19 protein-coding genes are annotated in these 25,186 nt (G+C 72.5%); 8 read left to right on the top strand and 11 right to left on the bottom strand.

Features of this window, described 5'->3' with window-relative positions:
• The first annotated feature begins 217 nt into the window (after window positions 1-217).
• Window positions 218-1,324, top strand: a complete 1,107-nt coding sequence (rsgA, locus tag DRB89_RS07620; RefSeq protein ID WP_112448378.1) for a ribosome small subunit-dependent GTPase A — start codon at window positions 218-220, stop codon at window positions 1,322-1,324.
• A 98-nt stretch (window positions 1,325-1,422) separates the two neighbouring features.
• Here rsgA and DRB89_RS07615 read toward each other — a convergent pair whose 3' ends face one another.
• The 8 genes from DRB89_RS07615 to DRB89_RS07580 all read right to left on the bottom strand — a co-directional run bounded on the left by DRB89_RS07615 (window position 1,423) and on the right by DRB89_RS07580 (window position 8,743).
• Complete coding sequence (locus tag DRB89_RS07615) at window positions 1,423-2,853, bottom strand: FAD-dependent monooxygenase (RefSeq protein WP_112448376.1); 1,431 nt, start codon at window positions 2,851-2,853, stop codon at window positions 1,423-1,425.
• Window positions 2,850-4,058 (bottom strand): DUF6545 domain-containing protein, encoded by a 1,209-nt coding sequence (locus DRB89_RS07610; protein ID WP_112448375.1) that lies wholly within the window; start codon window positions 4,056-4,058, stop codon window positions 2,850-2,852. The genes DRB89_RS07615 and DRB89_RS07610 overlap by 4 nt, the downstream gene beginning before the upstream one ends.
• Before the next feature lie 139 nt (window positions 4,059-4,197).
• Entirely contained in the window at window positions 4,198-5,349 is a 1,152-nt protein-coding gene (locus DRB89_RS07605) for an MAB_1171c family putative transporter (RefSeq protein ID WP_112448373.1), read from the bottom strand.
• Window positions 5,349-5,936 (bottom strand): toxin-antitoxin system, toxin component, encoded by a 588-nt coding sequence (locus DRB89_RS07600; RefSeq protein ID WP_162688496.1) that lies wholly within the window; start codon window positions 5,934-5,936, stop codon window positions 5,349-5,351. Before DRB89_RS07600 ends, DRB89_RS07605 begins: the two co-directional genes overlap by 1 nt.
• Before the next feature lie 43 nt (window positions 5,937-5,979).
• Window positions 5,980-6,564 (bottom strand): helix-turn-helix transcriptional regulator, encoded by a 585-nt coding sequence (locus DRB89_RS07595; protein WP_112448370.1) that lies wholly within the window; start codon window positions 6,562-6,564, stop codon window positions 5,980-5,982.
• A 191-nt stretch (window positions 6,565-6,755) separates the two neighbouring features.
• Window positions 6,756-7,139: a PPOX class F420-dependent oxidoreductase gene (locus tag DRB89_RS07590; RefSeq protein WP_112448368.1), complete on the bottom strand. Its 384-nt coding sequence runs from the start codon at window positions 7,137-7,139 to the stop codon at window positions 6,756-6,758.
• A gap of 110 nt (window positions 7,140-7,249) precedes the next feature.
• A complete protein-coding gene (locus DRB89_RS07585) occupies window positions 7,250-7,741 on the bottom strand; it encodes a DUF456 domain-containing protein (RefSeq protein ID WP_112448367.1) in 492 nt (163 codons plus the stop codon).
• A gap of 24 nt (window positions 7,742-7,765) precedes the next feature.
• Window positions 7,766-8,743: a helix-turn-helix domain-containing protein gene (locus tag DRB89_RS07580; protein WP_112448366.1), complete on the bottom strand. Its 978-nt coding sequence runs from the start codon at window positions 8,741-8,743 to the stop codon at window positions 7,766-7,768.
• Between the two features lie 201 nt (window positions 8,744-8,944).
• Here DRB89_RS07580 and DRB89_RS07575 point away from each other — a divergent pair, with 201 nt between their 5' ends.
• The 4 genes from DRB89_RS07575 to DRB89_RS07560 all read left to right on the top strand — a co-directional run bounded on the left by DRB89_RS07575 (window position 8,945) and on the right by DRB89_RS07560 (window position 17,263).
• Window positions 8,945-12,736 carry a S8 family serine peptidase gene (locus DRB89_RS07575; protein ID WP_112448365.1) on the top strand — a complete coding sequence of 1,264 codons (3,792 nt, stop codon included), beginning with the start codon at window positions 8,945-8,947 and terminating at the stop codon, window positions 12,734-12,736.
• Between the two features lie 106 nt (window positions 12,737-12,842).
• Complete coding sequence (locus tag DRB89_RS07570; protein ID WP_112463236.1) at window positions 12,843-14,864, top strand: protein phosphatase 2C domain-containing protein; 2,022 nt, start codon at window positions 12,843-12,845, stop codon at window positions 14,862-14,864.
• Window positions 14,865-14,930: 66 nt separating this feature from the next.
• The gene (locus tag DRB89_RS07565; protein ID WP_112448363.1) at window positions 14,931-16,673 is read left to right on the top strand and encodes a pyruvate dehydrogenase; all 1,743 of its coding nucleotides are present in this window, start codon (window positions 14,931-14,933) and stop codon (window positions 16,671-16,673) included.
• A 209-nt stretch (window positions 16,674-16,882) separates the two neighbouring features.
• Complete coding sequence (locus DRB89_RS07560) at window positions 16,883-17,263, top strand: ATP-binding protein (RefSeq protein ID WP_112448362.1); 381 nt, start codon at window positions 16,883-16,885, stop codon at window positions 17,261-17,263.
• Between the two features lie 67 nt (window positions 17,264-17,330).
• Here DRB89_RS07560 and DRB89_RS07555 read toward each other — a convergent pair whose 3' ends face one another.
• The 3 genes from DRB89_RS07555 to DRB89_RS07540 form a co-directional block, all read right to left on the bottom strand.
• On the bottom strand, window positions 17,331-18,398 hold the full coding sequence (locus tag DRB89_RS07555; RefSeq protein WP_112448360.1) for a DUF2637 domain-containing protein: 1,068 nt from the start codon (window positions 18,396-18,398) through the stop codon (window positions 17,331-17,333).
• Between the two features lie 105 nt (window positions 18,399-18,503).
• A complete protein-coding gene (gene iscB, locus DRB89_RS07550; RefSeq protein WP_239516052.1) occupies window positions 18,504-19,934 on the bottom strand; it encodes an RNA-guided endonuclease IscB in 1,431 nt (476 codons plus the stop codon).
• 846 nt (window positions 19,935-20,780) lie between these two features.
• Entirely contained in the window at window positions 20,781-21,653 is an 873-nt protein-coding gene (locus DRB89_RS07540) for a (2Fe-2S)-binding protein (protein WP_112453343.1), read from the bottom strand.
• A 128-nt stretch (window positions 21,654-21,781) separates the two neighbouring features.
• Between DRB89_RS07540 and DRB89_RS07535 the strand changes: the two genes are divergently transcribed.
• From DRB89_RS07535 to DRB89_RS07525, 3 genes are all read left to right on the top strand, one after another.
• The gene (locus tag DRB89_RS07535) at window positions 21,782-22,444 is read left to right on the top strand and encodes a GntR family transcriptional regulator (RefSeq protein ID WP_112448358.1); all 663 of its coding nucleotides are present in this window, start codon (window positions 21,782-21,784) and stop codon (window positions 22,442-22,444) included.
• A 188-nt stretch (window positions 22,445-22,632) separates the two neighbouring features.
• Window positions 22,633-23,580 carry an SGNH/GDSL hydrolase family protein gene (locus tag DRB89_RS07530; protein ID WP_239516051.1) on the top strand — a complete coding sequence of 316 codons (948 nt, stop codon included), beginning with the start codon at window positions 22,633-22,635 and terminating at the stop codon, window positions 23,578-23,580.
• 142 nt (window positions 23,581-23,722) lie between these two features.
• A complete protein-coding gene (locus DRB89_RS07525) occupies window positions 23,723-24,943 on the top strand; it encodes an acetyl-CoA C-acetyltransferase (RefSeq protein ID WP_112452763.1) in 1,221 nt (406 codons plus the stop codon).
• Window positions 24,944-25,186: the final 243 nt, after the last annotated feature.

The following is a 25,186-nucleotide window of genomic DNA, read 5'->3' as shown; positions in this document are numbered from 1 at the left end:
GGACTTGTTACGGTGGGGACGTTCCCGCCGATCGCCGCGGGACCGTTCGGCCCGTGTGTTCGACCCGGAGGTGAGTTCATTGATGACTGTCATGGCGCAGGGCGTTGCCCGCACTCAGAAGACCATCAATGTCACTTCCGTGGTCTCCGGCTGACCTCTCACCTTCTCCGCGCCGTAGCGGCGCGCACCGCCGGGGCCACCCTGTGAAGGGTTTCCCTTGTCTTTCTCTTCTTTCCCGCAGGCCTCGCTCTCGCACGCCCTCAGCCCGTACGGCTGGGACGACGCCTGGGCGGCCGAATTCACCCCGTACACCGAAGAGGGCCTCGTGCCCGGTCGGGTGGTACGGGTCGACCGCGGCCAGTGCGACGTCATGACGGCGGACGGCATCGTCCGCGCCGACACCGCCTTCGTCACCCCGCACGACCCGCTCCGGGTCATCTGCACCGGCGACTGGGCGGTGCTGGAGGCGCACGGCCATCCGCGCTACGTCAGGACGTACCTGCCGCGCCGGACCGCCTTCGTGCGGTCCACCTCCTCCCAGCGCTCCGAGGGCCAGATCCTCGCCGCGAACGTCGACCACGCGATCATCGCGGTGTCGCTGGCCGTCGAACTGGACCTCGGCCGCATCGAGCGGTTCCTCGCACTCGCCTGGGAATCGGGGGCGCAGCCGCTCGTCGTCCTGACCAAGGCGGACCTCGTCCCGGACCCGGTCACCCTCGGACACCTCGTCGAGGACGTCGAGACGACGGCGCCCGGTGTCCAGGTCCTCACCGTGTCCTCGATGACCGGGGAGGGCACGGACGTGCTCGCCGCGGTGGTCGGGGGCGGTACGAGCGTGCTCCTGGGGATCTCCGGCGCGGGCAAGTCCACGCTGGCCAACGCGCTGCTCGGCCAGGAAGTGATGGAGGTCCAGGCGACGCGCGACATCGACGGCAAGGGCCGCCACACCACCACGACGCGCAACCTGCTGGCGCTGCCGGGAGGCGGCGTGCTGATCGACACCCCCGGGCTGCGCGGCGTCGGGCTCTACGACGCCGAGTCGGGCGTCGGGCAGGTCTTCTCGGAGATCGAGGAGTACGCCCGCGAGTGCCGCTTCCACGACTGCGCGCACGAGGCGGAGCCCGGGTGCGCGGTGACGGCGGCGGTGGCCGGCGGCGAGCTGCCCGAGCGGCGCCTGGAGAGCTACCGCAAGCTGCTGCGGGAGAACCAGCGGATCGTCGCGAAGACGGACGCGAGGCTCCGGTCGGAGATCCGGCGGGACTGGCGGATCCGCTCGGCGGAGGGCCGCGCGAACTACGCGGCCAAGCGCAACGGCCGGGCCTGACACCGGCCCCGCGCCTGACACCGGCCCGCCCCGGGCCCCGGCCGATCGGTCGGGGCCCGGGGCGGGCGGTCGGGTCGGGTCGGGGTGTCCGGACCGCCTCAGGCGGTCTGGCTCTTCTTCACCCGCAGCAGGGGCTCGCGGTCCAGGACGCCCTGCTCCCGCGAGGTGAGCTCCGGCCCCTTGAGCAACGGCTTGCGCAGGCCGCGGGCCGCGGCGATCAGCACGTCGGGGTTGCCGAGGACGGCGGCGGGCTTCTTCATCGTCATCACATCGGTGAGTGCCTTGACGATGAGGAAGTTCCCGATGGCGGTACGGCTGAGGCGGTGGACGTAGCGGGCCGCGAGCCGGTCGGCCAGGTTCGGGGCCCTGCCGACGGCGCCCGGGTAGAACCGGTCCTGGCCGACGGCGAGGAGCCAGGCGGCGGTGGCCGGACGGGAGACGGCCTTCTGGGCCTGGGCGGCGAACTTCGGCGCGCCCACCGGGGTCTTGGCGGCCGTCTCGCGCAGGGCGACGGCGCCGAGGGCCGCGGCCGACATGCCGTGGCCGTAGACCGGGTTGAGGCTGGTGGCGGCGTCCCCGATGACGACGAGGCCGGCGGGCATCTCGGCCTTCTCGAACTGGCGGCGGCGGTTGGCGGTGCGCCCGTAGACGACGACTTCGCTGACGGGTTCCGCGCGGGCCAGGAACTCGGCGGCCAGGGGGTGGCGGACCCCCCGGGCGAACTCCTCGAAGAGGGACTCGTCGGCGCTGGGCTCCCCGCCGCGGGTGCCCGAGAGGCTGATGTGCCACTGGCCGTCCTCGATGGGGATGATCGAGACGACCTGGCCGGGCCGTCCCTCCCGCGGGTCCGCCTGGATGTGGATGACGGGCCAGTCGGTCTCGGCGCCTTCCGGGGCGCGGTAGCGGCGGCTGGCGTACCGTACGCCGGCGTCCACGACCGTCTCCTCGACCGCCGGGCCGCCGATCTCCCCCAGCCACTGAAGGACCTTGGAGCCGCGGCCGGTGGCGTCGATGACGAGGTCGGCGTCGAGCACGCTCTCCTCGCCGTCCTCGTCCCGGACGCGCACGCCGCTCACCCGGGCGGCGTCGCCCACCAGCGAGGTGACGGTGACGGCGGTGCGCACGCGGACGTTCGCGATGGCCAGGACGGCGGTGCGCACGCCCCAGTCGATGAGGTCGCGGCCGGCTCCGATGAGGTAGTGGGTCTCGGTCCAGCGCCGGTACCAGCCCGCGGACGAGAAGGACACCATCCCGTTGGGGATCGGTATGCGGTGCGCGCCCGCCTTCAGCCACCGGTCGGTCGTGCCGGGAAGCAGCTCCTCGATGGCGTCGGCGCCGCCCGCCCACAGCATGTGGGCGTGGGCGGCCTGGGGAAGTCTGGGCCGGGGTGCCGCGGTTTCGGGGAGCGCTCTGTCGCGTTCGAGGATGAGCACCTCGCGGACGTGCGGGGCCAGCGCGGCGGCCGCGAGGGTACCGGCCAGGCTGCCCCCGAGGATGACGACGCGGGTGGTGCTGCTGGGCTGGGTCATCGTGTACTGCTCTCTAGGACGGCGGCTTCGCGGGTGGCTCGGACGATGGGGGACTTCGACAGGGCCTGGGACAGGAGGACGAGGCCGGCGGCGTTGACGGCGGAGGAGAGCACGGGTGCGTCGGCGGACGGCTCCTCGGGCACGGCGGCCTGTTCCTTGGTCCTCCTGGCCCATACGACGACGGCGTGGGCCAGGGCGGCGGCGTCCGCGATGACGGCCGCGTCCTCGTCGGTCCGGGCCGTCTTGCGCGCTTCGACGAGCGAGAGGGCGTGCACTTCGCGGTCCAGGTACGGGTGGACGGTGAGGATGCCGTCGTAGATGTCGGACTCCAGCTGGCACACCCGCACGTCGATCGGGGTCCGCAGACCGCGCGCCAGGTTGATGCTGTGCTGGGTGGCGACCCGCAGCTCCTTCCACGCGGGCTGCAGCTGGTAGTACCGGCGCCAGGGGCTGACCAGGTTCATGAGCCGCTGGGACAGCAGCGGGGACACGAACCCGATGCCGATGAGCAGCGCGGAAACCGCCGCGATCGGCGGGGCGATGGGCCAGCTGAGGTGGTCCAGGTCGTGGCCGCTCCAGCGGGCGCCCACCGCCGTGAACTTCAGCGCGTCGTAGACCAGGTTGAGGATGTAGCCGATGACGATCAGGACCAGACCGGCGCGCAGGGGCCCGTGGACCACCCTCGCCCAGCGGGTGCACAGGACGGTCATCATGACCGCGGCCGTGGTGTGCGCGACCAGGTACAGCACGATCATCTCGCGGATGAACGGGGTGTTCGCGTAGTAGGTGTCGAGGTCGATCAGCCGTTCCACCGGGGCCTTGCCCAGCGCGAAGAACCCGATGATCGCGGCGATGACCGCGATCGTGGCCCAGCTGCAGCGACGGGACCAGCGGGCCGCCTGCTCCGCCTCGTCGGGGCCGCTGCTCCAGCGGATGATGAGCACCAGGTTGGAGCCGGAGAAGGCGGTCAGGATCGTGTACACGACCGGCGCGGCCGCGTTCGGGATCCCGGTGATCCGGTTGATGGCCGCGATGGACGGCACCGCGGCGACGGCGAACACGCCGGCGGCGACGAAGAGCAGCACGCAGACGGACCGCAGGAGTTCGTCCTTGGGGTTGCGCCACAGCGCGGGCAGCTTGAGGCAGCCGGCCAGCAGCAGGAGCGCGCCCGGGATGTAGAACGCGACGCCGTTGGGATTGCTCACGGAGCGACCTGCTGACCGGAGCCGGCCGAAGCGGCGTTCTGGGCGGCGGACCACAGCGGGGTGCGTCGTCGGTGCGCGGGCTGTGCGGACTGCCGGGGCAGGTGGAGCCGAGGGCCATTCATAAGGGGTGTCTTTCTCACTAGGCAGCCACGGTGTCGTGGCGAAGGGCGCCGAACTGGCGGGAGATGCGTGCGATGCCCCGTGTTCCGGTGCCGAGCACGGCGCCGAGGGCGTCCGTGCCTGTCTCCTGGAGATCCCCGCCCGTTTCGGCAGCGGATCGCTTGGCCTCGATGGCGCGCGCGATCATCGTGGCCGCGGCGAGGTCCCATGCCTCGCCGGGGCTGACTCCGTCGTCGAGCGCCCGGTCGTGGCAGGCCGCCATGGTCCCGAGGTCGCAGTACGGGGCCAGTGCCAGCAGGTCGTCGTGGATCTCGGTCTCGCGGTCGAAGAGCCGCGAGGCCAGCGGGTCCCACCAGTTGGTGGTCGCCGGCAGCCCCATGAGGGTGCGGAGCCCGCGCCACAGCGGCCCCATCCACCGGTAGGTCCGCCAGGTGTCCCAGGCCGCCGCCGCCCGCCGGCCCTGAGGCAGCAGGAAGCCGGTGGTCGTCAGTACGGCGCCCAGGCCGGCCAGCGGCGGGGCGACCTCCGTGCTGAGGAAGTCCAGGTCGCCGCCCGCCCAGCGGGCGGCGACGGCAGCGGCCTTGGCCAGGCCGAAGCCGGTGCTGAAGACGAATCCGGCCACGAGCGTGAGCAGTCCGGCGCGCAGCCACCCGTCCACCACCCGCGACCACCTCCAGCACATCGTCGGGACGACCACGCCGACGACGATGTGCCAGGAGAGGTAGATGACGATCATCTCGCGGATCCAGGGCGTGGACGCGTAGTGCGTGTCCAGGTCCCGCAACCGCTCCACCGGGGCCTCGCCCAGGGCGAAGCAGCCCGTGATCAGGAGGACGACGGCGCCGCAGGCGGCGAACCACCGGCGCACCCGGCGCTGGACGTGCTCGCCGAGCCCTTCGCGCCAGTACGCGAGCAGCACGATGCAGCAGGTGTTGAAGACGCTGAGGATCGCGTAGACCAGCGGTCCCGAGACGTTCGGCACTCCCACCGCGCGGTTGACCACGGTGATCGTGGGGGGCGCGGCGAAGGCGAAGCCGGCGCTGGACATGAAGAGCAGGCCGGCGACGGACCTGACCATCGGGTCGTGCCGGCGCCGGATGAGCCCGGGCACCTTGGAGAGGAAGGCGATGCCGAGGGCGGCCGCCGGTACGTAGTAGTCCGATCCGTTCATCAGCCGTCGCCGAGTGAGGCCTGGATCCTGGCGGCCGGTCCCTCGAGGACCGGCTGCGAGGGGTCGAATTCGACCAGGTGGCGAAAGCGCCGGCCGAGCATGCGTCCGTACTGCTCGGCCTCGGCCTCGTCGCCGGCGAAGGCATGGGTGCGCGCGGCGACCAGGCGGACCGCTTCGTCGAGGTCCCCCTCGCTCAGGACGTCGTCGCCGAGCAGACGCGTGGCGACCTGCACGCCCAGCACGTGGGTGCCGCAGTGGCCGCGGACCATGTGCCAGATCTCGTGGCCCAGGATGACGAGGGCGTGGAAGGGGCTGGTGGACTTGGCGACGACGATGACGTCCTCGGTCTCGCGGTCGAGCCAGAGTCCCGAAACGGGGCCGAGGCCCTGCGGGAAGTCCCGGCGCACGACGCGGACGGGGCGTGCGGGATCGCCGCGGTACGCGGTGAGGTATCCGGCGATACGGGCGATCAGATCATCGATGTCCCTGGGCGCGGGCTCGCCGAGGCCGGCGTACAGCTCGTCGCACAGCCGACCCATCTCCGCTTCCAGTTGCTGGCCGCGCCGCCGGTTCCGCACTGTCCCCACCCTCCCGTAGTCCCCTGGTGTCCCTGTCCCCGGCGCCGCGTGCTCACGTCGGTCTCGGCTGGTCGTCCACGATGAGGTTCAGGAGGTCCTGCATCGCGGCCAGGGTCTCGGGGGCACCTCGGAACGCGATCGAGCGCAGTTGGAAGCGCTCCTTCAACTCCCGCAAGCCGGTGAGCTGCTGAGCCTGCTCGTGCGCGAGCTTCTCCTCCAGGGCGCGGTTGAGCGCCTGCGAGGGCGTCGCGGTCAGGAAGCCGCGGGGGACCTTGAAGAGGTCCTCGATCCGGGAGGCGAGTTCGAGGCTGGGCACCTTGCGGCCCTTGAGGAGCTCACCGACCCACTGGGGGGTCACGTCCGCGCCGTCGGCGATCTCGGCCTGCGTGTACGGGCCGCCGTCCGCCCGCATCCGGGTCTCGCGCAGGAACGCCAGCCGCTGGGCCACCTGCTGCTGGAAGTCCGTCTGGGGCAGGGGCCGTCGGGTCAGGCCGGCCCGCACGGCACTGACGGGCAGGCCCGTGCTCATCGACAGCGGAGCGGGATCGAGCACCGAAGCCCGGTCCAGGTCGGCTTCTTCGATCAACTTCTCCAGGAGGCCGAGGCTCTTCAGGTGGGAGTCACCCTCGTCGATCACGGATTCTCCTGGCGGGCTGGGCGTCGATGCGGCGGGCGGACGGCAGAGCCCCCACCTGCGATGCCACTACACCAGAGCGACGATCGATTCCACAACTGAAACGATCGTTGAATTTCCCCGCGGGCGCGGGGCGGTGCGCGGGACGGCGCCCAGGCCGTCCCGCACTGCCAGTTGGGCTCCACCGTCCCGCATCACCCCTGGCCGTCGAGGCCCCACGCCAGGACGCGGTCGGGGTGGATGCGGATGACCTCCGGGCTGAAGTGCGGGCCCAGGGAGTGCGGGCCGACCTCCAGGGTGGCCCGGCCGCGGACCTCCACGCCGCGGACCCGCCACGGGCGGGTGCTCACCAGGTCGTCCACGACCAGGGACAGCCGGGGGTTCCCGGACAGGTTGCGCCACTTCTTCGTCGTGCCCATCGCGAGCCCGCCCACCAGGATCGTGCCGTCGTCCTGCGGGAAGAACCCCACCGGGTTCGCCTGCGGCTGCCCGGCCGCGTCCACCGTCGCCAGCCGCCCCAGGTGCTGCGACCGCAGATATGCCAGGTCCGGCTCGCTGAAACCCTTGAAGTCAGTCATGGGGGAGACGATCCCAGCCCGCGCCACCCGCCGCATCGGGCCCCGGACCTACGCCCAACGGCCCGGCCGGACCGCCACCGGCCCGGCCATGCCGCTACGCCGCCATGCCGCTACGCCCACAGCACCGTCCCGAGCCACGTCCCGACCACCAGCAGACACGCGAACAGCTCCACCAGCACGCTCGTCCCCACCGCCCGCATCACCGCCCGGACCGACGCCCACGCCTCGTCGTGCCCGCCCAGCCGGCGCCGCTCGCAGAGGTAGATCCCGCCCACGAAGCCCGGGACCGTGCCGACCACCGGCAGCAGCACGAAGCCCAGTACCGCCCCCGCGCCCGCGCAGAGCACCATCCGGCGGGTGACGCCCACCCCGCGGAGCCTTCGCGGAGGCAGCCGCCACTTCACCGCCTGCACCACCAGCAGCAGCGCCGTCGCCCCCGCCAGCAGGCCCCACGACACCGCCGACTGCTCGTGCAGCGCCCACCACAGCAGCCCGGCCCACACCAGCAGGGTCCCCGGGGCGCCCGGGACCATGACTCCGACCAGCCCGAACAGCAGCACCATCCCCACCAGGAGGAGCTGGGGCAGCTGAGGCAGATCCATCTGCCCAGCCTGCCCGACCCGGGACTAGCGGGCCACCCAGCCCCGCTCGTACGCGTGCCAGCCCAACTGGAGCCGGGTCGTGACCCCGGACAGCTCCATCAGGCCCTTCACCCGCCGCTGCACCGTCCGCAGCCCCAGCTCCAGGTGCTTCGCCACGCTCGCGTCCGTCATCCCCGCCAACAGGAGCGAGAGGATCTCCAGGTCCGTGGTGTCCGGACCGCCGTCCCCCTCCTCCGGGGACCCCGAGGAGCCCAGCCGCAGCGGCAGCGATTCCCGCCAGACCGCCTCGAAGAGGCCCATCAGCGATTCCAGCAGCCCCGACGCGTGCACCACCAGGGCCGCCGGCTCCGCGCCGCGCGCCGTCAGCGGCACCATCGCCAGCGTCCGGTCCGCTATCACCAGCTTGGTCGGCACCTGCCCCGTCACCCGGATGTGCTCGCCGCGCGCCAGCGCCGTCGACGCCTCCCGGATGCCGCTCGGCAGGGCCAGCACCTCCCGCTCGATGACCACCCGGTAGGCGACGCCCCGCACCGAGGCGCGCTCCTCCGCCTCGTTCTCCGTCCCCGTCACCACCTGGGGCCGGCCGCTGACCAGCGCGCACACCTCCTCCGCCGCGCCCAGCTGGAGCTGGTGGAAGCGGTGGGCCACCGCGCTCGCACCCGTCACCACCTCCACCAGGTCGTGCACGGCCGGCTCGGAGGCCTCCGCCCGGTACTCCTGCGCGAGCAGCGCCGCCGCCAGCTCCGCCTGCTCCAGCTCGTGCCGCTGCTGGGTGAGCAGCGCCCCGAGCGCGACCCCGGGCGGTGCCGCCACCCACCGGCCGGGCCGCGCGGAGGACTGGGCGGCCAGCCCCTGGCGCTCCAGGTGGCGCAGGGCCCGCTCGGTCTGCGGCACCGGCAGCGTCAGCCGGTGCGCGAGGTCGGGCACCTCCGCCGCACCCAGCGCGACCAGCGCGCGGTACGCCGACTCCTGTCCCTCGTCGAGTCCTATCGCACCCAGCATCCCGTCCACCCAACTCTCTCCACACCGTTCCTGGCGGGAAGCGGCCACGGCGCAAACCCGCCGCGGACATCATCGCCGCACCCCCCGCCTCTCTGCCAAGGTGACGCCACCGCAGCACCAACATCCGCTGGCCAGAAGCCATTTACGCGGCAGTTTCGCCGTGCAATGCAGTAGTTGGCCGGAATTCACCTGGGGAGAGCGATGCGTCCGATATCGCGTACGGCACTGGGAGCGGCCATCGCGGCCGTCCTGGCCGTCACCGCCGTGGGACCCTCCACGGCACAGCCGAGCGACGGAGCGTCAGGGACGGCGAAGAGGCCCCTCACCGGCAGCGGGGCGGCCGCACAGCAGCCGACCGCGCCCGTCACCGTGACCCTGGTCACCGGTGACCGCGTCCTGGTCTCCACCGATGCGGCGGGGCGCAGCGCCGCCACCGCGATGCCGCGCACCGACGGCTCACAGCCCATCGTGCAGACCCGCCAGTCGGGCAAGGACCTCTACGTCTACCCCGAGGGCGCGGTCGCCGCGCTCGCCGCGGGCAAGGTCGACGAGGAACTCTTCAACGTCACCGGCCTGATCCGGCAGGGCTACGACGACGCGCACGCCAAGAAGCTCCCGCTCATCGCGGTCTACGACACCTCCGCGAGCCTGGCCCGCAGCGCCCCGCCCGTGCCGCGCGGCGCGGAGCGCTCGCTCGTCCTCGACTCCATCGGCGGCGTCGCGCTCGCCGCCGACAAGGAGAAGGCGGCCGACTTCTGGGCCGACGTCACGGGCGGCGGCGCGAACGCCCACGCGCGCGTCGCCGGCGCCGCCCCGCTGAAGAAGCTGTGGCTGGACGGCAAGGTCCAGGCGAACCTGGAGCGCTCCACCAAGCAGGTGAACGCCACCGCCGCCTGGGCCGCCGGCTTCGACGGCACGGGCACCAAGGTCGCCGTCCTCGACACCGGCACCGACCTGGCACACCCCGACCTCAAGGGCCGGGTCGCCGAAGCGAAGAACTTCACCGACTCCGACACCGCCGAGGACCGCCAGGGTCACGGCACCCACACCATCTCCACCGTCGGCGGCTCCGGCGCCGAGAGCGCCGGCGCGAAGAAGGGCGTCGCCCCCGGCGCCCAGCTGCTCAGCGGCAAGGTCCTCAACGACTCCGGCTACGGCCTGGACTCGTGGATCATCGCGGGCATGCAGTGGGCCGTCGACAGCAAGGCCGACGTGGTCTCCATGAGCCTCGGCGACCCCTCCCAGCTCTCCTGCGACGACCCGATGGCCGCGGCCACCGAGGCGCTCGCCAAGAGCAGCGGCACCCTCTTCGTCGTCGCCGCCGGCAACTCCGGCCCCGGCAACAACACCGTCTCCTCGCCCGGTTGCGCGCCCAGCGTGCTGACCGTCGGCGCCGTGGACCGCGACGACACGACCGCCTCCTTCTCCAGCCGCGGCCCGGCAGGCCTGCAGCACACCCTCAAGCCGGAGATCGCCGCCCCCGGCGTCGGGATCTCGGCCGCCGCCATGGGCGGCCGCGGGGTGTACGCGTACCAGTCCATGTCCGGCACCTCGATGGCCACCCCGCACGTCGCGGGCGCCGCCGCCATCGTCAAGCAGCGCCACCCCGACTGGACCCCGCAGCAGATCAAGGCCGCGCTGGTCGGCTCCGCCAACACCGCGATCCCGGGCGACGTACGGGAGACCGGCGGCGGCCGGCTCGACGTCAAGGCGGCCATCGACACCACCGTCGTCGGCGCCCCCTCGCTCCAGGGCGGCGCCTTCAACTGGCCGCAGGACCGCAGCGACCGCACCGGCGTCGAGGTCCCGTACACCAACCTGGGCACCAAGCCCGTCACACTGAGCCTCTCCGTCGAGAAGGTCACCGGCAACGACGGCTCGGCCGTCCGCGGCCAGATCGCCCGCCTCGACAAGCGCACCGTGACCGTCCCGGCCGGCGCCACCGTCAAGGTGCCGCTCGCCCTGGACCCCGCCGCGAAGCTGGAGCGCTCCCAGTACGGGGACGTCGCCGGCCGCGTCGTCGCCACGGCGAACGGAGTGCACGTCTCGACCCCCTTCTCGCTCTACGTGGAGCCCGAGACGGTCACCCTGCGCGTCAAGCTCATCGACCGCGACGGCAAGCCGGCGTCCGGACCGTCCTCCCTGGACGTGATCGGCACCGACGACGCCAGCGGTGAGCGCCGCTTCAACGAAGGCGCCGTCGACCAGGTCTACCGGGTCCGCCCGGGCGCGTACTTCCTCTCCGCCTTCGTCGGCACCCCCGACGCGGGCGAGGGCGACCGGATGATCGACTCGCTCACCTACCTGGGCCGTCCGCAGACGGAGATCAAGAAGGACACGGTGATCGTGCTGGACGCCCGCAAGGCGGCCAGGCTGAAGATCGAGACCGACCGGCCCACCGAGGCGCGCGCCACCACCCTCGCCTTCGCCCGCTCCTGGGACGAGGCCTGGCTGCACGCGGGCACCGCCATGGGCGGCCGCACCATCCGCGGCTACTACGCCTCCGTCGAGGGCAAGGCCACGGACGGCACGTACGAGTTCGGCAGCTACTGGCGGGCGGCCGCGCCGCTGCTCTCCGAGCTGAAGGCGAACGGCGGCCCCGTGCTGCACCCGCTCACCGCCTCCACCGGCAGCGACAACCTCGACGGCACCGGCAGCGCGCCGCTCGTCAACGCGGGCTCCGGCAGCGCCGAAGAGCTCGCGGCCGTCGCCGCCAAGGGCGCGATCGTCCTGGTGAAGACCGAGGACGGCGCGCTGTACGAGATCGCGGCGAACGCGAAGGCGGCCGGCGCCAAGGCCGTCCTCGCCCACCGCGAAGCCCCCGGCCGCTGGCAGGCCTTCACCGGTTACGCGGGCGGCTCCCTCCCGGTGCTGTCGGTCGAGTCGGGCGAGGGCAAGGCCCTGCTGGCCAAGCTCGCCAAGGCCCCGCAGGGCAAGGTGACGCTGAGCTGGAAGGGCAGCGCGAAGAGCCCGTACGTCTACAACCTCGCCCAGATCGAGAAGGGGCAGGTCCACGGCGACCGCACGTACCGGGTGCGCGACCGCGAGCTCGGGACCGTCGAGTCGGCCTACCAGTCGATGGGCGTCGCGGCCGACTTCGTCGACGTCACCGGGGCCTACCGGCCGCTCGGCACGGCCGTGTACTTCGGCAGCCTCGACACCGTCGCGGTGCCGGGCAAGCGCACCGAGCTCTACTCCGCCGGGGACACCGCCTGGGACCACCTGGTCTCCAGCAGCTTCCCGTGGGGCGAGTTCATGACGGACCAGCACCGCACCTACAAGGCGGGCTCCCGGCGCACCGAGAGCTGGTACGACGGGGTCATCGGCCCGGTCGCGCCGCGCGACACCGCGGGCAAGGAGCAGCTGGCCGGCGAGCGGCAGGGCAACTGGATCGGTTTCGCCTCGGCCATGTGGGGCGACACCGGGCACTACGCGCAGCAGGGCGGCTTCGGCGACCTCGGCAACGTCTCGCTCAAGCGCGACGGCGAGTCGCTGGGCGACAGCGGCTACCCGTTCGGGGCCTTCGAGGTCCCGGCCGGGGAGGCCACGTACGAACTGACCCAGTACCTGGAGAAGTTCGGCCAGCCGGCCCGCACCTGGCAGCGCTCCTCCGGGATCCAGACCACCTGGACCTTCCGCTCGAAGCTGGACGCGACGCAGTACTCGCAGGCGCTGCCGCTCCTCTTCCCGCGGATCTCCGCCCCGCTGGACGGTCTGAAGACGCTGGCCGCGGCCAACGGCCAGAAGATCACCCTCGGGGTCAGCGGACACGCGGGCTACGCGCCGGGCGCGCTCAAGTCGGCCAAGCTCTCGTACTCGTACGACGGCGAGAACTGGACCGAGGCGAAGGTCGGCGCGAGCGGCGGGCAGTGGTCCGCGACCGTGGACCACGCCGGGGCCGCGGGCCAGCAGGTCATGCTCAAGGTCGAGCTGACCGACACGAACGGCGCCACCGTCACCCAGACGGTCGCGCGGGCGTACGACATTCGCTAAGTCGTACGACGAATACGAGGGGGGTCCATCGGACGGCGGTCCGATGGGCCCCCCTTTTCGTGCGTTCGCCGTATTCCGGCAGCCCCGGAGCCCGACAATGAGGGCCATGAGTCAGCAGGGCGCGGGCGCGGACGACTGGTGGCAGAAGCTCTACTACGAGGACCCCGACGCGGGGCCGGACCCCGATCCCCGGGACACGCTGGACCACCGCTTCCGCTCGGCGGCGGTCCTGGTGGCCCCGCCGGCGGTGCCGGGGCCCCGGCGGGACCCGGAGCGGTCGGCGGAACCGGTGCCGGAGCCGGGCGCTGAGCCGGAGCCGGTGCCGGGCGTCGAGCCGGAGCCGGAGGATGCGTACACCGACTCGGTGCTGCCGCCGCCGCGGGATCCCCGGGAGGGCGGGCAGACCTGGTACGCGCTGGGCGACGTCGCCGTTCCGCCCGCGCTGCCCGACGAGGAGCCGGACGGACCCGCGGCCCGGGGCTGGGGCGTACGGGGCGAAGAGCCCGCGGCAGCCGAGACCCCGGAGCGGGGTCCGGCCGGGGCGGAGCAGGACCCCGACACCGGTCCGGGGCCCGCCGCCGCGCCCGGCTTCGCCCTCGGCTTCCACCCCGGGTCCGCGTCCGGCTGGGGCCCCGGGCCCGATTCCGCTCCCGGATCCGGTTCCGGCCACACCGACGGCCCGGGCTCCGGTGCGGGTTCCGGCCACGGCTCCGATCCCGGCTCCACTCCGAGTTCCGGCCACGGTTCCGCCCCGGGTTCCGCTCCAGGCTTCGGCCACGGCTCCGATCCCGGCTCCACTCCGAGTTCCGGCCTCGGTTCCGCTCCGGGTTCCGCTCCGGGCTTGGGCCACGGCTCCATCCCGGGCTCCGGCCACGGTTCCGCCCCGGGTTCCGCTCCGGGTTCCGGCCACGGTTCCGCCCCGGGTTCCGCTCCAGGCTTCGGCCACGGTTCCGCCCCGGGCTCGGGCCACGGCTCGGCCCTGGGCTCCGGGCACGGTTCCGCCCCGGGCTCCGGCCACGGCTCCGTTCCGGGGGCCGGTCCCGGCCACACTCTCGGCAGCGGTCTCGGAGCCTCCCCGGGGCCCGGTCCCGGATCCGGTGCGGGCTTCGGCGGCGGGGCCGACCCCGAGCCGGAGCCCGATCCCGGCCAGGGGTCCGGGGCCGGCGGCCCCCGGGACGGGTCCGGACCGCTGTCCGGGGCCGAGGCCGGACGGGGCGACGAGCCCCGGACCGGGTCCGGGTCCGCGACCGGCGGTACGGTCCCGACCGCGAGCCCCGTTCCCCCACGGCCAGTGGTCACGCACCTCGGGGACCGGCCGCCCACCTACGCCGCCGAGCCCGTCGCGCTGCCCGCCGCCGATCCGGCCGGGCTGGACGCACTGACCCCCGACACCGTCCTGGAGGGGGCCCAGTACGGCGCCTACACCCTGCGCGCCGCCTCCGTACGAGGGGACTCCGCCCGGTTCCGCGGCGAGGCCCGGCGGGACTTCCTGCTCACCGCCCGCTTCGGCGGCGGCCCCGACGCCCTGGTCCTCGTCGTGCTCGCCGGCGGGGACCGCTCCGCGCCCGGGGCCGCCGACGCCTCCGCCGAGCTGTGCCGGTCCGTCGCACGCGCCGTCGGGCGGAGCCAGGAGCGGCTGGCCGACGACATCCGCACCGGCCGCCGCGAGGCCCTGCGCTCAGGGCTCCAGCGGCTCACCGACCGCGGCTACGGCCGGCTGCGCGCCCGCGCCGCCGAGCTGGGGCTCGAGGAGGACGGCTACACGGCCGGGCTGCGCGCCCTGCTGCTCCCGGTCGATCCGGAGTGCCGGACCCGGGTCTGCTTCGGCGCCGGCTCCGGCGGGCTGTTCCGGCTGCGCGCGCGGGAGTGGCAGGACCTGGAGGACTCCGCGCCCGCGGAGGCCGGGTTCCGCTTCCGCGCCTCCGTGGCCCGGCCCGGAGACACCCTGCTCATGTGCTCCGGGGGCTTCGCGGACCCGATGCGGGAGGAGGAGCCGCTGCCGGCGGAGCTCGCCGGCCGCTGGTCGGACACCACCGCGCCGGGCCTCGCGGCCTTCCTCGCGGACACCCAGCTCCGCCTCAAGGGATACGCCGACGACCGGACGGCCGCCGCGGTCTGGGAGGCGTAACCCCGCGGTTCGTGCGTGGATGGAAGGCGCACGCGGCAGAGCCGAACGGGAAAGGGCGCCCCCTCCATGGCCAAGCAGAACGTGGCGGATCAGTTCGTCGACATCCTCGTACGCGCGGGCGTGCGGCGGATGTACGGAGTCGTCGGCGACAGCCTCAACCCCGTCGTGGACGCGATCCGCCGAACGGGCGGCATCGAGTGGATCCAGGTCCGCCACGAGGAGACCGCCGCCTTCGCGGCCGGCGCCGAGGCCCAGATCACCGGCGGCCTCGCCGCCTGCGCGGGCTCCTGCGGCCCCGGCAACCTCCACCTCATCAACGGCCTCTACGACGCCCACCGCTCGATGGCCCCGGTCCTCGCCCTGGCCTCGCACATCCCCTCCAGCGAGATCGGCCTCGGCTACTTCCAGGAGACCCACCCCGACCGGCTGTTCACCGAATGCAGCCACTACAGCGAGCTGATCTCCAACCCGCGGCAGATGCCGCGGGTGCTGCAGAGCGCCGTCCAGCACGCCATCGGCCGCGGCGGGGTCAGCGTGGTGTCCCTGCCCGGGGACATCGCCTCGCTGCCCGCGCCCGAGAAGACCGTGGAGCACGCGCTCGTGACCGCGCGCCCGACCGTGCGGCCCGGTGACGGGGAGATCGAGAAGCTGGTCCGGCTGATCGACGAGGCCGACAAGGTCACACTGTTCTGCGGGAGCGGCACCGCCGGGGCGCACGCCGAGGTGATGGAGTTCGCGGGCCGGGTCAAGGCCCCCGTCGGGCACGCCCTGCGCGGCAAGGAATGGATCCAGTACGACAATCCGTACGACGTCGGCATGAGCGGGCTGCTCGGCTACGGCGCGGCCTACGAGGCCACCCACGAGTGCGACCTGCTGATCCTGCTCGGCACGGACTTCCCGTACAACGCCTTCCTCCCCGACGACGTGAAGATCGTGCAGGTGGACATCCGCCCCGAGCACCTCGGGCGGCGTTCGAAGCTGGACCTCGCGGTCTGGGGCGACGTACGGGAGACCCTGCGCGCGCTGAACACCCGGGTGAAGGCCAAGACGGACCGCCGGTTCCTGGACCGGATGCTGAAGAAGCACACGGACGCGCTGGAGGGGGTGGTGAAGGCGTACACGCGCAAGGTGGAGAAGCACACGCCCATCCATCCCGAGTACGTGGCCGCCGTGCTCGACGAACTGGCCGACGAGGACGCCGTCTTCACCGTCGACACGGGCATGTGCAACGTGTGGGCGGCGCGCTATCTTTCCCCGAACGGCAAGCGGCGCATCATCGGCTCCTTCAGCCACGGCTCCATGGCCAACGCCCTCCCGCAGGCCATCGGGGCACAGTTCACCGATCGCGGTCGTCAAGTGGTGTCGATGTCGGGCGACGGCGGTTTCTCCATGCTGATGGGAGATTTCCTCACCCTGGTGCAGTACGACCTCCCCGTCAAAGTGGTCCTCTTCAACAACTCATCCCTCGGAATGGTCGAGTTGGAGATGCTGGTTTCCGGCCTGCCTTCGTACGGAACGACGAACAAGAACCCCGACTTCGCGGCGATCGCCCGCGCGGCGGGCGCGTTCGGGGTCCGGGTGGAGAAGCCCAAGCAGCTCACAGCCGCTTTGAAGGACGCCTTCACACACAAGGGGCCCGCCCTGGTGGACGTGGTGACCGACCCCAACGCCCTGTCGATTCCACCGAGGATCAGCACCGAAATGGTGACCGGATTCGCACTGTCCGCCAGCAAGATCGTGCTCGACGGAGGGGTCGGCCGGATGATCCAGATGGCGCGATCCAACCTGCGCAACGTGCCGCGCCCGTGAGCCCGGATGCGTGCGGATTCCCCCGGGGGGCATGCATCCCGTAGGCCTGTTCGACAGGCGGGCCGTTTCGGCCGAGGGCATTCGGGAGGTACATCGCCGTGCGGGTGGGGGCGAAGAGCGGAAAACTGTGGAGGAGAGGGCGGCCGGTACCGCGTGAACCGTCCGTCGAGGACGGGGGAACCGCGGGCGCGCTGGGGATCACCCGGAGCGTGCGGCGGGCCGATCTCAAGGCGGTGGGCGAAGTCCGCTGGGCATTAAGGGAGTTGATGCGGCACCGGTGCAGGGCGGAAGCGGCCGACGTGGCCGAGCTGCTGATCACCGAGCTCGTCACCAACGCCCTCGTCCATACCGATCAGGGCGCCGAGATCTCCGCGACGATCGCGAAGGACCGCCTGCGGGTGGAGGTCCGGGACTACGCGGCCCGCCGGCCCCGGCCGCACGTACCGTCCGCCGACGACGGTACGCACGGCAGGGGGCTGGCGCTGGTCCAGGCGCTCGCCGATGCCTGGGGCGTGGACGCGCTGGCACGGGGCGGCGGCAAGGTGGTGTGGTTCGAGCTGGACGGGGCGAGCGACGCGGGACCCGTCTGACGACAGGTCAGACGGGCCCCGCACCGGAACTCCGGCCAGTCGGACTCCGGCCGCGGCCAGACCCCGGTCAGCCGAACTGCTGTTCCAGATCCTTCAGCTTGCGCTCGAGCGAGTCGAGCCGGGGAAGGGTCTGGGTGTCGTCCTCGGCGGTGAGGTCCACCGTCCGGGGGCCGCCGGCCGTGTCAGCGGGTTCGGTCCCGCCCACGGCCTGCAGGGAGGGCCTGCGGCGCAGGGGCAGCTGTCCCGTTTCCGCTATGGCCGGCTCCGCGCCGACCGGCGCGGAGCCCGCTCCGGGGGCGAGCCCCGGTACGTCGACCTGGCGGGCGCGGGCCATGCGCCCGAACGCCCGGTTCTGCCGGCCGAGCGCCTTGATGTGCGCGCGGTCCAGGCGGTGTTGCTCCCGCCTGCGGTGCCGGTCCTGCTCCTTCTCCTTCTTGTCCTCGCGCACCTCGTCCACGGCCTCGTCGAGCGTGCGCACCCCTTCGAGCAGCATCAGCGACCAGGCGCCGAAGGTCTCGCGGGGGGCCCGCAGCCAGCGCACCATCCGGATCTGCGGCAACGGCCTCGGGATCAGGCCCTGTTCGCGCAGTGCGGCCCGGCGGGTCTGCTTCAGGGCCCGGTCGAAGAGCACGGCCGCCGAGAGCGACATGCCCGAGAAGAACTGCGGAGCTCCGTCGTGGCCGATGCCGCGCGGGGCGTGCACCCAGTTGAACCAGGCGGCCGCGCCCGCGAACAGCCAGACCAGCATGCGCGATCCGAGGGCCGCGTCGCCGTGGCTGGCCTCGCGGACGGCGAGCACCGAGCAGAACATGGCGGCGCCGTCGAGGCCGAAGGGGACCAGGTACTCCCAGCCCCCGGAGAGGTTGAGGTTCTGCCGGCCGAAGCCGACCAGTCCGTGGAAGGAGAGTGCGGCGGCGACCGCCGCGCAGCAGAACAGCAGGACGTAGGAGGCGGTCCCGTAGACGGCTTCCTTGCGCCGCCGCCGCTCCTCGCTGCGCTCCCAGCTGTCCTCGGCCACCGCGGCCTTCTCGCCTTCGCGCTTGCCCCGGGCCAGTACCGCCACTGCCGCAAGTACGCCCAGGATCAGCAGGCTGCCGGGCAGCAGCCAGTCCAGCGATATGTCGGTCAGTCTCATCGGTTTCTTCTTTCGTGGATACTCCCTGCTTTAGCTGGGAGAGGAAACGAATCCTTGGCTCGGGGGTGCGGAGCGCCGGAGGTCTCTTCGGTTTGTCGGTGACGGTCAGGTGGTGCCGGTGGGTCCTTCGGGCCGGGTGGTGTAGGCGTAGCCGTCGGCTCGCTGGAGGAGACGGAAGTGCTTGTGTCCGATGCCCTGGACGAGGCCCTGGGTGGTTTTGATGTCGAAGCTGCCGGTGGCGCGGACGGCTACCCGGCCGATGTGGGTGCCGGCCTTCTTCCCCTTGAGGACGACGGCGCGGGCGAAGTCGCCGGTCTGGTGGCCGAAGAACGTCTTCTGTCTGGGCAGGCGCTGACGTGGGAAGCCGTACCTGTCGGTGCGGGTGCGGGTGCGGGTGTAGGTGCCGCGCCCGGTTGCGGTGACCGTGAGTATGCGGGCCGGAGTGCGGGTGACGGTGTCGAGGTGGCCGACGCATAGGGCGTCGAGCGTATGGGTCTTGGGCAGGCCGGTCCGCTGCCGGTTCCATTTGGTGCGGCCTCCGGATGCGGTGTGCACCGTGGGGAAGCCGGAGTCGAGGGCGCGCCATAGTGCCCAGCGGGTGGCGTTGACGGCTGCCGCGTCACGGAGTGAAGCTTTGGCCTGAGTGAGGATGCGGGCCAACTTGCGCGGGGATCCTTTGAGGAACTCTTCAACCTGCTGGTTGGACTTCTTCTGGTTGCAGGGGATGCAGGCGGTGCACAGGTTGGAGATGCGGTCGCTGCCACCGCGTGAGCGGGGGTGGATGTGGTCGATGTTGAGCAGGACTCCGGTGATGCCGCAGTAGGCGCAGGCCCTCTCCCACTTGGCGAGGAGGTACTCGCGGGCCTCTGTGCCGTGCAGGGTGCCGTGCAGGGTGCCGTGCTGGTATTCGGTTCCCTCCAGCGGTCCGCCGTGGGACATGGCGTGGGTGTCGAACGCGACCCGTTCCACGTGCACGGTGCGGATGGGTGCCGAACGTGCGAGCCGGGTGGCCCACGACATGGTGGTGTCCACGCGGTGACGCAGTGATGGGGCGAGCCACCCCTTGGAGCGGGTGCGGTTGGAGAAGCGGGGCGCGCGGTAGCGCAGGTTGCCGGTGCGCCTACGGCGCCGGTAGGCGGAACGAGCGGTGAGCTTGTGCCGGATTGCGCTGCCCCGGTGGGTGAGTTCGACCGCGTACAGGCCACGGCGTTCGCCGTCTTTGACGGTGAACACGGCGATGCCGGTGTGTTTGGAGCCGGGGTCGATCCCGAGTTCCACACCATCCACCTGGGATTCGGAGACCGTGCGGTCTTTGAGCCGGATGGCGAACGGGGTGTGCCGGGCCATGACGGCCCGGCCCTGATGGAGGAGCTTGCGGGCTCTGGCAGGCGTAGTCGGTTGCAGCGGATGGCCGTGCTTGTCCAGGACGAACACAGCAGGGTGGCCCTCACGGGCCTTCTCCCCAACCTCACGGTTGGGGGTGACGCCGTCGATGCCAGGTGAGGCATCGGCGGTCTCCCCTCGCACATGTTCCACGTCGGTTACCGCGCGTGTGCGGTGTTCGAGTCCCGTTTCGTCCCCGATCCGGGGGGTGTCTGCTGACTCGAATTCCAGAGCAGCCCGCTGAGGAAGCACGGGCTGGTGGGTCTTCTCGCCTGCGTGGAACGTAGCCAACTTCGTTCACCTCCAAAATGTGTGTCGTTGGCTGGTGCTGGTAACGGCGGCCCTCAACCAAGGCGGCTGAAGGCCCCCTCCTTCAGGGGGGGGATCCCGTGACATGCGGCTGTTCGGGGCGCCCATAGTGGCGCAGCCGGTGAGTTGTACACGCGGGTTTCGGGGCAAGTGGACGCCATCGGGGGGCGGAGCCCGCCGGATAGGGTGTTGCTGCTCGAACTGTCGCTCGTACATGGCAGGTTGAGTTCGATTACGGGTCAGCCGGACGGGTGGTGTCAGTCGGTGCCGGCCGACTCGGTACTCGGCGTCGAGCCGGGCGAGGATGCGGCGCAGTTCGCGGCCGCGCCTGCCGGACATGCCGAGGGCGACGGTCTCGAGGAAGCCGCGGGCCTCGTGGGGGTCGGGGCAGCACTCCCAGACCCCGCAGTCGCCGTCGTTCGCGACCCACAGCCGGCGGTAGGGGTGTCGTACGAAGTCGGCCCAGACCAGGACGGCCCTGGCCGTCACGCCGGGCCAGAGGTGGCTCCGGCTGCGCTCGATCCGGGCCACTTCGGCGTGGGCGCGCGAGGACAGCCCGGCGATGGCGGGACGGTATGCGAGGGGACTGTGTGCGTGGGGCCGGTGCCGGGGACGCTGTCCGGCGCGGATCCGCCCGGGCCGGTTACGCGGCACGGGCCTTTCGGTCGAGGTTCACGAAGCAGGCGAGGTTCACGAGGAAAGTGTCCCAGGGTCCGCCGTCAGCCGGGCCACGCGGTCCGCGTCGCAGGTGCGGGGGCAGGTGACGCAGGTGTCGTCGGGGCGGATCGTGTAGAAGAAGCAGCAGCTCGCCCGGTCGCGCGTGGGCAGTTCCCGGCCGCCGGGGCCCTCGAGCGTGCGGAAGCCCGCGCCGCCCGTGTACGGGGCGGTCGCGCCGGGGAGCAGCAGCTCCAGCTCGTGCGCGGCCCGCCGCTTCTCGGCTTCGCCCAGCAGCTCGGCGACGTACCACAGGCCCTCGACGATGTCGTCGGTCGCCATCCCCCACAGGGCGCGCCGCCCGCGCCGCGTGCGCGGGCCGAAGCCCTCCATGACCGGTTCGAGGTGCCGGGCCACCGCGACCCGGACCTCGTGGCGCAGCGCGTCCTCGTCGGGGACGACCCGGGCCCCACGGAGCGCGGCCGCCGGGTCGTCGGGCAGGCAGGCGAAGGACCCCGTGCGCACGGCCATGTGGCCGTCGGTCCGGTGGTAGGACACGGACCCGGGGAGCAGCAGGGGCACGCGCCGGTCCAGGAACCAGGGCACGGTGACCAGCAGGCAGAACTCCCACGCGTACCGGTGCAGGCCGAAGCCCGCCACCACGTCGGGCCGGGCCCGGCTGCCGTAGTCCCGCAGCACCTGGGCCTCGTCCCACGCCAGGAAGGCGTCCAGGCCCTCGCCGCCCGCCGCGAGCTCGTCGGCGCCGACCCACCCCACACCGCGAGGGGAGGGTTCGTGCGCGGCGAGCTCGGTGACGCGCAGACCGCTGTACGCCCGGCCCAGCCGTGCGTACGCCGACGCCACCGGAGAGCCGGCCGGGGCGTGCGTGCGCAAGGGCTTGACGGCCATGACGGTCATGCGGGACCACCGAATCACGCGATCGTTAACAGGTAAGCCTTACCTTACCTGATCTCTTTCGGATCTGGGATACCCGCCGGGATACCCTCTGGTCAGGTCTAGACCCGTAGGAGGACCGAGTGCACGACACGGCCCGAGCCCGGGTTCCGGCACAGCAGACGCGGAAGGTGACCCGCCCTTCGGTGCGCGGCCAGATCCTCGACGCCCTGCGCGCGGCGCTCGTCGAGGGCGAGCTGGTGCCCGGGGAGATCTACTCCGGGCCGGCGCTGGGGGAGCGGTTCGGGGTCTCGGCGACGCCCGTGCGCGAGGCGATGGCCCAGCTGGCGCTGGAGGGGGCGGTCGAATGCCTCCCGAACCGCGGCTTCCGGGTCCTGACCCGGACCCCGCGGGAGCTGGCGGAGCTGGCCGAGGTCCGGGCGCTGCTCGAGGTCCCGGTGATGCTGCGGCTCGCCCGCACGGTGCCCGCGGAGGCCTGGGCGGCGCTGAGGCCGGCGGCGGCCGCGACGGCGGAGGCGGCGGCCGCGGGTGATCTGGCGCGGTACGCGGACGTGGACCGGGCGTTCCACCGTGCGGTGCTGGCGCTGGCGGGCAACGGCCAGCTGTTGCTGGTGGCGGACGACCTCCACCGCCGCTCCCAGTGGCCCCTCCCGGGGCCCCCGCGGATCCGCCGCGCGGATCTCGTCGCTGACGCGGCGGAGCACACGGCGCTGCTGGCGGCGCTCGCCGCGGGTGACCTGCCGGTCGTGGAATCCCTGGCCCGCGAACACTTCGCCACGGCCTGAGCAGGCCCTGGCGGATCCAGAGCGCCGGCGTGTGAGGCGCGGGGTCCGGGGCGCTGCCCCAGGGTCTTGTGCGCAGCCTGGGTCCTGGTGCCGGGCGCCTACCGAGCCCCTGGGTCCGCCTCCTGTCCCCTTCTCTTCTCTCACTCTCCACCTTCCTACCACCTACACGTCGACCACATAGTACTACAATGAGTAGTTCGTCGGCATCGTCAGGTGTTGAAAAGAGCCAAGTCGGCACCGGACTGGCGGATCCGCCGCGCGCGGACGGACTGTACGGGAGCGAGTTCGGCGGGCCGGAGATGAGCCCGGGGCCGCTGCGGTTCGGGATCCTCGGCGATTCCACGGCCGCCGGCCTGGGCGTGCGGCGGGCGCGGCAGACCCCGGGCGCGCTGCTGGCCTCGGGGCTGGCCTCGGTGGCCGAGCGGCCGGTGGAACTGCGCAACGTGGCGCTGTCCGGTGCCATGTCGGACGACCTGGACCGGCAGGTGGGGCTGCTGCTGGACGGTGACGGGCCGGCCCCCGACGTGTGCGTGATCATCATCGGCGCCAATGACGTGACCCGGCGGATGCCGCCGACCCAGTCGGTGCGGCTGCTGACCTCGGCCGTACGCCGGCTGCGGCTCGCGGGCTCCGAGGTCGTGGTCGGCACCTGTCCCGACCTCGGCACCATCGAGCCGGTCTACCAGCCGCTGCGCTGGCTGGCCCGGCGCGTTTCGCGCCAGCTGGCCGCCGCCCAGACGATCGGGGTGCTCGCGCTGGGCGCCCGTACCGTCTCGATGGGCGACCTGATGGGGGCCGAGTTCGCGGCGAACCCGCGCGAGATGTTCGGCCCGGACTCCTACCACCCCTCGGCGGAGGGGTACGCGACCGCCGCCATGGCCGTCCTGCCGACCCTGTGCGCGGCCCTGGGCGTCTGGCCCGAATCGGACCGGCTGGACGTCTCGCGGGACGAGGACATGCTCCCGGTGGCCAAGGCCGCCTCGGCGGCGGCGGGGCAGGCGGGCACCGAGGTCACGGGGGCGCGCGGGCCGTGGGCCCTGCTCAAGCACCGGCGCAGGCGGCAGGTGCCGGGCGAGGACCTCACCGCCCTCCCGGGCCCCGAGCGGCTCGCGGCGGGGTCCGGCGGGGAGGCGTAGGGAAGGTGTCCCGCGGAGACCCGGGACACGCCCGGGGGTGCCGGAGCGACCGGAGTCACATCCCGCGGGCAGTGACCTCGACGGTACGGGGCGGTAACTTCGCATGCGGTCCCGGTACGACACCACCTCCCTTGGAGCCCCGATGCCCGAAGCCGTCATCGTTTCCACCGCCCGGTCGCCGATCGGCCGCGCCTTCAAGGGATCCCTCAAGGACGTCCGCCCGGACGACCTGACGGCCACGGTCATCCAGGCCGCCCTCGCCAAGGTCCCGGGCCTGGACCCCCGCGAGATCGACGACCTGATGCTGGGCTGCGGCCTGCCGGGCGGCGAGCAGGGCCACAACCTGGGCCGGATCGTCGCGGTGCAGATGGGCATGGACCACCTGCCCGCCACCACGATCACCCGCTACTGCGCCTCCTCGCTCCAGACCTCCCGGATGGCGCTGCACGCCATCAAGGCGGGCGAGGGCGACGTCTTCATCTCCGCGGGCGTCGAGATGGTGTCCCGGACCGTGAAGGGCTCCTCCGACGGCCTGCCGGACACGCACAACCCGCTGTTCGCCGAGTCCGAGGCCCGGACGGTCGAGGTCGCCCAGTCCACCGGCTCCACCTGGCACGACCCGCGCGAGGACGGCCGGACCCCCGACGCGTACATCGCGATGGGGCAGACCGCCGAGAACCTGGCCCGCCTCAAGGGCGTGACGCGCGCGGACATGGACGAGTTCGGCGTGCGCTCGCAGAACCTGGCCGAGGAAGCCATCAAGAACGGCTTCTGGGCCCGCGAGATCACCCCGGTCACCACCCCGGACGGCACCGTCGTCTCGCAGGACGACGGCCCGCGCGCCGGGGTCACCCTGGAGGCCGTCCAGGGCCTCAAGCCGGTCTTCCGCCCCGACGGCCTGATCACGGCCGGCAACTGCTGTCCGCTGAACGACGGCGCCGCGGCGCTGGTCGTCATGAGCGACACCAAGGCCCGCGAGCTCGGCCTGACCCCGCTGGCCCGGATCGTGTCCACCGGCGTCACCGGCCTGTCCCCCGAGATCATGGGCCTGGGCCCGGTCGAGGCCTCCAAGCAGGCGCTGAAGCGGGCGGGCCTGACCGTCGGCGACATCGACCTGTTCGAGATCAACGAGGCCTTCGCGGCCCAGGTGATCCCGTCCTACCGGGACCTCGAGATCCCGCTGGAGAAGCTGAACGTCAACGGCGGGGCCATCGCCATCGGTCACCCCTTCGGGATGACCGGCGCGCGCATCACGGGCACGCTGATCAACAGCCTGCAGTTCCACGACAAGCAGTTCGGCCTCGAGACGATGTGCGTCGGCGGTGGACAGGGCATGGCCATGGTCATCGAGCGCCTGAGCTGACCCGGAGCGGAGACCGGCCTTCGGGATCAAGGTCCGATGCCAGGCGGCGTACGGGATCCCGCTTGATCCCGTACGCCGTACTGACGCGAAATCTAATCCTCTCGCGGCCATTCTGTAACCAAATGTCCCCCAGGATGTGACCTTCGTCCTGGGGGATCATCGTTTTCGCAGGTCAGGACGGTTCCCAGTGGGGGCTCCGGGACGAAAGACCTGTCCAATTCATGACGTAATGCACTGCAAGCC

It is taken from the genome of Streptomyces sp. ICC4, assembly GCF_003287915.1.
In the GTDB taxonomy this organism is placed as follows: domain Bacteria; phylum Actinomycetota; class Actinomycetes; order Streptomycetales; family Streptomycetaceae; genus Streptomyces; species Streptomyces tritrimontium.
This window is presented reverse-complemented; position numbering and strand designations above follow the sequence as displayed.

Bases quoted from the DNA above. Each gene is read 5' to 3' on its own strand.
- DRB89_RS07585 (WP_112448367.1), bottom strand. From the start codon at position 7,741: ATGGATCTGCCTCAGCTGCCCCAGCTCCTCCTGGTGGGGATGGTGCTG.
- DRB89_RS07555 (WP_112448360.1), bottom strand. From the start codon at position 18,398: ATGAGACTGACCGACATATCGCTGGACTGGCTGCTGCCCGGCAGCCTG.
- DRB89_RS07615 (WP_112448376.1), bottom strand. From the start codon at position 2,853: ATGACCCAGCCCAGCAGCACCACCCGCGTCGTCATCCTCGGGGGCAGC.
- DRB89_RS07575 (WP_112448365.1), top strand. From the start codon at position 8,945: ATGCGTCCGATATCGCGTACGGCACTGGGAGCGGCCATCGCGGCCGTC.
- DRB89_RS07530 (WP_239516051.1), top strand. From the start codon at position 22,633: ATGAGTAGTTCGTCGGCATCGTCAGGTGTTGAAAAGAGCCAAGTCGGC.
- DRB89_RS07525 (WP_112452763.1), top strand. From the start codon at position 23,723: ATGCCCGAAGCCGTCATCGTTTCCACCGCCCGGTCGCCGATCGGCCGC.
- DRB89_RS07605 (WP_112448373.1), bottom strand. From the start codon at position 5,349: ATGAACGGATCGGACTACTACGTACCGGCGGCCGCCCTCGGCATCGCC.
- DRB89_RS07590 (WP_112448368.1), bottom strand. From the start codon at position 7,139: ATGACTGACTTCAAGGGTTTCAGCGAGCCGGACCTGGCATATCTGCGG.
- DRB89_RS07570 (WP_112463236.1), top strand. From the start codon at position 12,843: ATGAGTCAGCAGGGCGCGGGCGCGGACGACTGGTGGCAGAAGCTCTAC.
- DRB89_RS07565 (WP_112448363.1), top strand. From the start codon at position 14,931: ATGGCCAAGCAGAACGTGGCGGATCAGTTCGTCGACATCCTCGTACGC.
- DRB89_RS07580 (WP_112448366.1), bottom strand. From the start codon at position 8,743: ATGCTGGGTGCGATAGGACTCGACGAGGGACAGGAGTCGGCGTACCGC.
- DRB89_RS07540 (WP_112453343.1), bottom strand. From the start codon at position 21,653: ATGGCCGTCAAGCCCTTGCGCACGCACGCCCCGGCCGGCTCTCCGGTG.